Source organism: Stenotrophomonas lacuserhaii (genome assembly GCF_014836545.1).
In the GTDB taxonomy this organism is placed as follows: domain Bacteria; phylum Pseudomonadota; class Gammaproteobacteria; order Xanthomonadales; family Xanthomonadaceae; genus Stenotrophomonas; species Stenotrophomonas lacuserhaii.
Window position 1 is genome coordinate 113,945 of record NZ_JACSQS010000011.1, and the last position, 8,522, is coordinate 122,466.

General features: G+C 68.2%; 9 protein-coding genes. 2 read left to right on the forward strand and 7 right to left on the reverse strand.

Annotated features, from left to right (window positions below; all coding sequences use genetic code 11):
- Nucleotides 1-6: 6 nt before the first annotated feature.
- The 4 genes from H9654_RS11795 to H9654_RS11810 all read right to left on the reverse strand — a co-directional run bounded on the left by H9654_RS11795 (nucleotide 7) and on the right by H9654_RS11810 (nucleotide 2,909).
- Nucleotides 7-606: a PH domain-containing protein gene (locus tag H9654_RS11795; protein ID WP_191770994.1), complete on the reverse strand. Its 600-nt coding sequence runs from the start codon at nucleotides 604-606 to the stop codon at nucleotides 7-9.
- Entirely contained in the window at nucleotides 603-1,907 is a 1,305-nt protein-coding gene (locus H9654_RS11800) for an alpha/beta hydrolase family protein (protein WP_225212017.1), read from the reverse strand. The genes H9654_RS11795 and H9654_RS11800 overlap by 4 nt, the downstream gene beginning before the upstream one ends.
- The gene (locus tag H9654_RS11805; RefSeq protein WP_191770995.1) at nucleotides 1,904-2,083 is read right to left on the reverse strand and encodes a type II toxin-antitoxin system antitoxin; all 180 of its coding nucleotides are present in this window, start codon (nucleotides 2,081-2,083) and stop codon (nucleotides 1,904-1,906) included. Before H9654_RS11805 ends, H9654_RS11800 begins: the two co-directional genes overlap by 4 nt.
- Nucleotides 2,084-2,144: 61 nt before the next feature.
- On the reverse strand, nucleotides 2,145-2,909 hold the full coding sequence (locus tag H9654_RS11810) for an SPFH domain-containing protein (RefSeq protein WP_406833474.1): 765 nt from the start codon (nucleotides 2,907-2,909) through the stop codon (nucleotides 2,145-2,147).
- Nucleotides 2,910-3,155: 246 nt separating this feature from the next.
- Here H9654_RS11810 and purT point away from each other — a divergent pair, with 246 nt between their 5' ends.
- Nucleotides 3,156-4,343: a formate-dependent phosphoribosylglycinamide formyltransferase gene (purT, locus tag H9654_RS11815; protein WP_191770997.1), complete on the forward strand. Its 1,188-nt coding sequence runs from the start codon at nucleotides 3,156-3,158 to the stop codon at nucleotides 4,341-4,343.
- Between the two features lies 1 nt (nucleotide 4,344).
- Here purT and H9654_RS11820 read toward each other — a convergent pair whose 3' ends face one another.
- Both H9654_RS11820 and H9654_RS11825 read right to left on the reverse strand, forming a co-directional pair.
- The gene (locus H9654_RS11820) at nucleotides 4,345-5,562 is read right to left on the reverse strand and encodes an endonuclease/exonuclease/phosphatase family protein (RefSeq protein WP_191770998.1); all 1,218 of its coding nucleotides are present in this window, start codon (nucleotides 5,560-5,562) and stop codon (nucleotides 4,345-4,347) included.
- Nucleotides 5,563-5,600: 38 nt separating this feature from the next.
- Nucleotides 5,601-6,356 (reverse strand): arginyltransferase, encoded by a 756-nt coding sequence (locus H9654_RS11825; RefSeq protein ID WP_191771008.1) that lies wholly within the window; start codon nucleotides 6,354-6,356, stop codon nucleotides 5,601-5,603.
- Between the two features lie 152 nt (nucleotides 6,357-6,508).
- On the opposite strand from H9654_RS11825, the gene H9654_RS11830 reads away from it, so the two are divergent.
- On the forward strand, nucleotides 6,509-7,078 hold the full coding sequence (locus tag H9654_RS11830) for an EF-hand domain-containing protein (protein WP_191770999.1): 570 nt from the start codon (nucleotides 6,509-6,511) through the stop codon (nucleotides 7,076-7,078).
- Nucleotides 7,079-7,168: 90 nt separating this feature from the next.
- Here H9654_RS11830 and H9654_RS11835 read toward each other — a convergent pair whose 3' ends face one another.
- Nucleotides 7,169-8,395, reverse strand: a complete 1,227-nt coding sequence (locus H9654_RS11835) for an RNA polymerase sigma factor (protein ID WP_191771000.1) — start codon at nucleotides 8,393-8,395, stop codon at nucleotides 7,169-7,171.
- Nucleotides 8,396-8,522: the final 127 nt, after the last annotated feature.

Below are 8,522 nucleotides of genomic sequence, written 5' to 3' on the forward strand. Positions count from 1 at the left end.
CCCAGCTTAGCGCGGACGGCCGCGAGGCGTGGCGGCCCGGCGCAGCGCGTCCAGCAGCGATTGCGGTTCGGCCAGGCTCAGCAACAGGGTTGGTCCGTCGCGCACCGGAATCACCAGCACGCGGTGCACGTCGGTCACCAGCGCAAAGCCCTTGCCGCCGCCGTGCAGGCGATAGTGGCCGGAGTGGAAGCCCGGCATGCTGTAGGCGTTGATCTTGTGGCGCAGGCCATGCCGCTTTTCCTGTTTCAGGTCGACCACGGCGGCGTTCGGCAGGTCCATCTGCTCCACCGGGGTGCGCTTTCGGTAGAACGTGGAATGGACGCTCAGCACGTTGCCATCCAGCTCCACCCGGCGGCGGAAGAACAGCCAGCACAGCAGCACGGTCAGCAGCACGGCGATGGCCAGGCTCCACGCTGCGCTGCCGTGCAGGGTGAAGTAGGGCGGGGTGAGCGTGACCGCGAACGGCATCGCGCCGGCTTCGACAGGCTGCCGCAGGGGATAGAAGGTGAGGCCGACGAACAGCAGCAACGGCGCGATGATCCACAGCAGCCGCAGTGGCGAGCCATCACTGACCGCGAAGCGCCGGGGATCACTGCCGCCGCTCATCGCTGCGCCTCTATCCAGCGTGCGGCGTCGTCGATCAGCTGCGGATCGACCTGCCCGGGCTGGGTGTATTCCTTCAGCGAACCGGGGCCGCTGCCGGCGATGCCGATATGGTTCAGCGACGGGTAGCGCTTCCAATGCACATCGCTGCGTCCCTGCAGTGCCTCCTGCCAGAGCGTCCAGTCGGTGTCGGATACCTGGAAATCGCGGCCGCCGTGCAGCATCAGCAGCGGCTTGCGCAGGGCCTTGGCGTCGGCACGTGCGTCCACCGCTTCAATGCTCTTCCAGAAGTGCTGCGGCACCCCCAACGGCAGCGCGCTGGCGGCGGCCGGTGTGGCGCTGCGCGCCGCGGCGATCTGTGTATCGAGGGTGTCCAGGAACGCCTGTTCCACTGCGCTGATGCTGCCATCCAGGTTCAACAGGTAACGGTTCTGCTCGGGCAGCAGGTCCAGCAGGCTGCGCGCGGGGGCGGACCACAGGATCGCCCCGCGTGCCTGCGGCCAGCGCGTGGCGATGCGGGGCGCGAGCATGCCGCCCTGGCTGTGGCCAAGCACGAACACACGCTGGCCATCGATGCGCGGATCGGCAGCAAGTGCGGTCAACGCGGCGACTGCATCGTCGGTGGTTTCGTCGTCGACATCGAACGGCTGCTGGAAATCCTGCGGCCGCGCCTTGCTGCGCTTGTCATAACGCAGCACGGCAATGCCACGCGCGGCCAAGCCCCGCGCGATGTCCAGGAAGGGCCGGTTCGCGCCGATGGTTTCATCGCGATCCTGCGGGCCGGATCCGTGCACCAGCACCACGGCCGGAAACGGGCCCTTGCCGTTGGGCAGGGCCAGCGTGCCCGGCAACGCGCCGCGTGCCTGCGGCACGCTGAAATCCAGCTCGCGGTAGTTCGCATCGGCCGGTGGCGGAGCCGCTTTTTCGGCCGCTGCCGGGCGCAGCAGCAGGCCGGCGACCCGGTCCTGTGCATCCACTGCGACCTGCGCGTTGACCGCCGCGGCGGCAAAGCGCAACGGCACCTCCACCAGATGCATGCCCTGTTGCTCGCTCACCGTCGGCTGGCCGCGCTGCTGCAGTTCGCCCAGTGAATTCCACAGCACCTGCAGACGATCAGCCGGGGCGGCAGCGGCCATCGCCGGGGTCAGCATGGCGGCGGTGTCCTGCACGCGGCCGGCCTGCAGGTGGTCCAGCAATTGCGTGGCCACCTGCGCCGGTTCGGTGGCGGTGGCGATCCCGGCCAGCAGCGAAAGCGTGGTGGCGACCAACATGCGCGGCGCGCGCCTGCCCAGGTTCCTGCTCATTCCTTGCTCTCCTGCGAAGAGGTGGGTTTCGGCAGCCGTCCGGCCTTGCGCAATGCATCGCGCAGCATGTATTCGATCTGGGCGTTGAGGCTGCGCAGCTCGTCGTCGGCCCAGCGCTGCGTCGCGGCCAGGACATCGGCGTTGATGCGCAGTGGATAGGCTTTCTTCTCGCTCATGGATACTCCTGGATCAACGGCTGGTTCCGGCTCGCGGCCGGCAGGGCACCGTCAACACGGCTCAGTACAACGAACCGGCGTTGACCACCGGCTGCGTGCCGCGGTCGGAACACAGCACGGTCAGCAGGTTGCTCACCATGTGCGCCTTGCGCTCTTCGTCCAGCTGCACCACGCCGTTCTTCTGCAGTTCGGCCAGTGCCATTTCCACCATGCCCACCGCACCGGCGACGATCCGCGTGCGGGCGGCGATCACCGCATTGGCCTGCTGGCGCTGCAGCATGGCCTGGGCGATTTCCGCGGCATAGGCGAGGTGGCTGATGCGCGCATCGATGATCTGCACGCCGGCATCGGCCAGGCGTTCGGCCAGTTCGTTCCTCAGGTGCAGCGAAATCTCGCTGGCATGGCTGCGCAGGGCCAGCTGGCCTTCTTCGTGCTGGTCATACGGATAGCTGGTGGCCATCGCACGCAGCGCGGACTCAGACTGGATATGCACGAAGCTTTCGTAGTCGTCCACGTTGTAGACCGCCTCGGAGGCGTCCACCACCTGCCACACGATCACCGCGGCAATCTCGATCGGACTGCCGTCCAGCTCGTTGACCTTCAGCTTGCCGCTTTCGAAATTGCGTACGCGCTGGCTGACCCGGCGCTTGGAAAAGAACGGGTTGTTCCAGCGCAGGCCGTTGTCCTTGACCGTGCCGACGTACTTGCCGAACAGGCTCAGCACCGCAGCCTGGTTGGGTTGCACGGTGTACAGGCCAGCCAATGACAGCAGGGCCAGGAGCATCACCAGAACGCAGCCCAGCAGAAGCATCGGGGCGGGGCGCATTCCGTTCGCGCCCGTGGCGCCGAGCAGGAACACCAGGCCGGCAAGGCCGGCGATGAGCACAACGGCGGCCAGCACGGCCAGGCCGTTGAGGGAGCGGAGCGGCTTCTCTTTCATGACGGCACATCCTTGAGGGTCCGGATCGGAAGATATCAAATTGATATCAGTCTGCAAGTGCCGTCCGTCGGCAGGCAGGGGGCGACCGGCTAGAATGCCCACCCGCCTTCACCTCCACGCTGGAACGCCGCCATGTCCGCATTTGGAACCCCGTTGTCCCCCTCCGCCACCCGTGTCCTGCTGCTGGGATCGGGCGAACTTGGCAAGGAAGTGGCCATCGAGCTGCAGCGCCTGGGCGTGGAAGTGATCGCCGCCGACCGTTACGCCGACGCGCCGGCGATGCAGGTGGCGCACCGCGCGCACGTGATCGACATGCTGGATGCGATGGCCCTGCGCGAGCTGATCGCGTTGGAAAAACCGCACCTGGTAGTGCCGGAAATCGAGGCCATCCACACCGAGACGCTGGTGCAGCTGGAGCAGGAACAGGGGCTGCGCGTGGTGCCCACCGCGCGCGCTGCGCGGCTGACCATGGACCGCGAAGGCATCCGCCGGCTGGCGGCGGAAACGCTGGGCCTGCCGACCTCGCCGTATCGCTTCGTGGACACCGAAGCGGAGTACACCGCCGCCGTTCAGGCGATCGGCCTGCCGTGCGTGGTCAAGCCGGTGATGTCTTCTTCGGGCAAGGGCCAGAGCACGCTGCGCAGCGAGGCTGACATCGCCCCGGCCTGGGCGTATGCGCAGACCGGGGGCCGCGCTGGTGCTGGACGCTGCATCGTCGAGGGCTTCATCGATTTCGATTACGAAATCACCCTGCTGACCGTGCGGCATGCGGGTGGTACCTCGTTCTGCGCGCCGATCGGCCACCTGCAGAAGGACGGCGATTACCGCGAAAGCTGGCAGCCACAGGCGATGTCCGCTGCGGCGCTGGCGCGCGCCGAGGAGATTTCCCGGGCCATCACCGATGACCTCGGCGGCTGGGGACTGTTCGGCGTGGAGCTGTTCGTGAAGGGCGACGAGGTGTGGTTCAGCGAAGTGTCGCCGCGCCCGCATGACACCGGACTGGTGACCCTGGTTTCGCAGGAACTGAGCGAGTTCGCACTGCACGCGCGCGCGATCCTCGGCCTGCCGATCCCGGTGATCCGCCAGGGCGGAGCGAGCGCGTCCTGCGCGCTGTTGGCCCACGGCGAAGGCGTGCCGTACTTCACCGATGTCGCCGCCGCGCTGGAGGTGCAGGACACCGCCGTGCGCCTGTTCGGCAAGCCGAGCGTGCACGGCCACCGTCGCGTTGGCGTTACCTTGGCGCGGGCCGACAGCACCGACCAGGCCCGCGCGATCGCCCGCGATGCCGCCGCCGCCATCGGCGTCACCCTGAAGCCCTGACTTACTTCACGTCGGCCCAGACCAGGTGGTGATCGCTGCCGTCGGCGATCTTTGCTTCGTCCGTGCCTTCGGCCGGCCAGAACACGCCGCCGCCGATGTAGGCGAAGCCGACCGAGGGCAGCACGTAGTCCAGCCGCATCGTGCCGGATTTCGGGCCGAAATCGCCGGTGGCGTGCTGCGGGGCGCCGCGACGGCTGATGCCCTTGGCGGCGTAGGCCAGGCTGGTCTGCTCGCCGCCGATGCTGGACGGGGTGGCATGGCGCAGCACGCGCGGGTTTTCGATCAGTTCCAGGATGCCTTCGTGGCGGCCATCGCCATCCACCGGGTCATTGTTGAGGTCGCCCAGGATCACGAAGCGGGCGTCCTGCGCCAGACCGCCACAGCGCTGCTGGTCGTCGCACAGCCACGGCTTTTCACCGGCTGACAGATACTCCTGCCACAGCTTCAGTTCGTCGTGGTTGCGCGCGGCGTTGCGCTTTTCCGGGCCGTCGAACACCGGCGGAGTAGGGTGGGATACCAGCGCGTGCACCACGCCCGACGGCGTGCGCACCGGTACGTCCCAGTGCGATTTGGACGACAACCGCAGCTGCGACCACACCGCATCGGAATAGAAGCTCTTGCCGGTGCGCGGGTCGATCGGGCGGATCGCGCCGGGCAGGGTGTTCCACTTCAGCAGCTGGAAGCTGCGTACCTGGGCTTCGTCGATCGGATAGCGCGACAGCACCAGCATGCCGTACTGGCCCGGGTGCAGGCCGTAGCCCCACGCGTCGTTGCCACGGGCGCGGCCTTCGCCGCCTACTTCGCCGTTGTTGTCCAGGTCCAGCCCGCTCTGCACGCCGGTGTTGACCGGAGCGAGATAGCGGTAGGCGAAGTTCAGCGGCTCACCGCTACCAGGCTGGGCCACGGCCAGGTAGCGCTGCTGGAACAGATCAGCGGCGCGGTGCGCATCGTCGTAGTCGAACTCGTTGAGCAGCACCAGGTCCGGGCGCACCTGCTGCAGCACCGCGGCGATCTTGCGCGCGTGCGCGCTGTCGCCTTCCAGCTCGGCGATCAGCCCGCCGGCCTGGTCGGAGTAGAGGGAGGTGTTGTAGGTGGCCAGGCGCAGGGCGGTAGAGGCATCAGGCATCGCGGCGGCACGCTCGGGGGTCTGGGCGCAGGCGCTGCACAGCAGGGCCACGGCGACGGTCAGGGCGGGGAGGCTGAAGGCTGGAATTTTCATGGCCGGTATTGTGCACCGGCGCCTGTGTCAGCGGCTTGTCAGCGTCCGGCCAGTTCGCCATCGAATTCGTTCCAGCGCCGGCCGTCGTAGGCTTCCAGCGGGCGGAACCGGCGCTTGTAATCCATCTTCAGGTGGTCGCGGATCCAATAGCCCAGATACAGGTGGGACAGGGATTCGCGTTGTGCCCAGGCCACCTGCTGCAGGATCGCGAAGGTGCCCAGCCCGCGCTGTGCATGGTCCGGGTCGAAGAAGGTGTAGACCGCCGACAGGCCCTGCTCGGTGACGTCGGTGACCGCCACGCCGATCAGCTCGCCTGGCCCACCGTGCGGCGGCGGCAGGCGGATTTCCAGGAAACGCGTACGCGACCAGCTGCCGATCAGGAACTGCTCGAACTCGTGGGGCCCGTGGGTATCCATGCCGCCGTTGGCATGCCGATGGGCCAGGTAACGGTGGTACAGCGCGAACAGTTCCTCGCGCGGGGCGGCGGCGGTGATGCGCACTTCCAGGTCGGCGTTGCGCGCCACGCAGCGGCGCTGGCTGCGGTCCGGGGCGAAGCGCTGCACGGGTATGCGCACCGCCACGCAAGCGTGGCATTGGGCGCAATGCGGGCGGTAGACCAGGTCGCCACTGCGGCGGAAGCCCCAGCTGAGCGCCATCGGGTACAGGCCACCCAGGCGGCGGTCATGGGGGTCCAGCACCAGATCGCGCGCGGTCCGCTCCGGCCAGTAGCCGCAGGGGTGCTCGCCGGTCTGGAACAGCCTCAGGTCGTCGTCGCGGTCGCCGTGTATCGCCATGTCCACAGCATAACGTCCGGCTGTCGCAGTGGCCGCGACTGTCTGCCAAATGAACACGCCCGGGGCCGACGTCAACCGTGGCCGCGCCCACGCGTTGTTGTGCTTCGAGGGTGATTGAAAAACACCCCGTCCCCTTCTACTGGAGTGACCCCATGACCCTGCGTACCCCCCTGCTGCTGGCCCTGCTGCTGAGCACCTCCGCCACCGGTATCGCCCTGGCTGCCGATGCGCCGCCGGCGCCGCAGCGCCCGGTCAAGCTGGACACCAACAGCGATGGTTTCATCGATCGCACTGAAGCCGCTGCCGCCCCGCGCCTGGCCGCGCGCTTCGACCAGCTGGACAGCAACAAGGACGGCAAGCTGTCCCGTGAAGAACGGCCGCGCGGCAAGCACGGGCATCGTGGCCCGGGGCGTGGCCATGCCGAGCAGCTGGCCCGTCTGGATACCAATAAGGACGGTCGCATCAGCCGCCAGGAGGCCGCCGCCGATCCGCGCCTGGCCGGGCGCTTCGACCAGATGGACATCAACAAGGATGGCTACCTGGACAAGGCCGACCGCGAGCTGCGCATGAAGCAGCATCGTGATGCCTGGTTCACCGCGGCGGACACCAACAAGGATGGCCAGCTGAGCAAGGCCGAGTTCGACGCGGCCAAGGGCCCGATGCGTGGCCCGCGCCATGGGGGCCACGGGCCGCAGGGTCCGGCGCGGCCGTTGCAGGACTGACGGCCAGCGGCCCATGGAAGATTGACGGTCAGCGGCCGTCACAACCGGGTTTCGAGTGCGGTGACGGCCTCTGGTCGTCACCGCTTCGGCTTACAGCGCGCCGTTTCTCCACAACAGCCAGCCCACCATGAGCAAGGCCGCCAAGGCCGCGCCGATCATGCCGTGCTTGCCGTACAGCGCTTCGTATTTCCAGTTGCGTTGGCCCTGCAGCCCGCGCCGCTGGGCATCGCGGTCGATCAGCGGCTGCATGATCCGCCGCAGCGGCACCAGGCACTGCCAGCAGACCAGCGACAGGCCCGCGGACAGGGCGAACAGGCCCACCCACGCCGGCAGTGCCAGCAGTGACAGCACCAATACCGTTACGCAGACCACCAGCGCGGTGAAGGTGTTGAGGTGCACGAAGCGCCGGATCTGCGCGCGTTCCTGCGGTGACTCCGCGAACGACATCAGGTAGCGCCCGCCCAGGTAGCTGAAGGCCGTCCCGCCGACCACCGCGCCGACCATCGCGCCCACGTTGACGTGGTCGACGAAGCCCGGAAACTGGCCCGCCGCGGCGGTCAGCGACCCCATCGCCGTTCCCGCTGAGGCACTGGCACCGCCCAGGCCGAGCTTGCTGCCGCCCACGCCCACGCCGGTACCCAGGGCCACGATCGCTGCGCTGGCGGTTCCCGGAGCGGCCACCATCAGCATCGACACCACCGTGGTGGCAAACGCTGCACCGGGCGCGCTGCTGCGCGCGAACTCGCCGAAACGCTGCAGCAGGCCTTCGCGCACCATGCCACGGGCGCGGGAAAGCCGCTTGCGCACGGCCGCATCGCTGAGCCCGAGCAGGCTGGCGACGTGCTGCGAACGCTGGCCTTCGCGGTAGTACAGCAGCAGCACTTCGCGGCTCTCCTCGGGCAGCGCGGAGATGATGTCCTCGGCGGCGATTTCTTCTTCGATGCGCAGCAGGCGGTCGGCCGCGCCGGGGGCGGGATCGGCGGCCATGTTGATCGCCAGCTCTGCTGCTTCGCCCGAAAGCGGACGGCCGCGCTGGCTGCGCAGCCAATCGCGGGCCAGGTTGCGGGTGATCTGGCGCAGCCACGGCATGAAGCTGGAGGGATTGCGCAGCTGGCGCAGCTGCTGCCAGGCGCGCACGAACGCTTCCTGCGCGATGTCTTCGCTGGCGTGGCGGTCGCGGGTGATGGCCAGGGCGATGGCGGTCACCGTGTTCTGGCAGGCCACCACGATGCGCCCGTACGCATGCTGGCAGCCATCAGCCGCGGCAGGCAGCTCGCGGTGCAGGGTGTCATCGAGGCTGGCGGCTGTTGCGGTCATGGGCGGCGCTCCTGCGGGGATTGTGTCCCAAGACGGAGCGCCGCGCAGGATGTGACCGGTGGTCGTGACCACCGCAACCAACTGGTGGGTGACGACCGCAACGAACTGGTGGGTGACGACCGTTGGT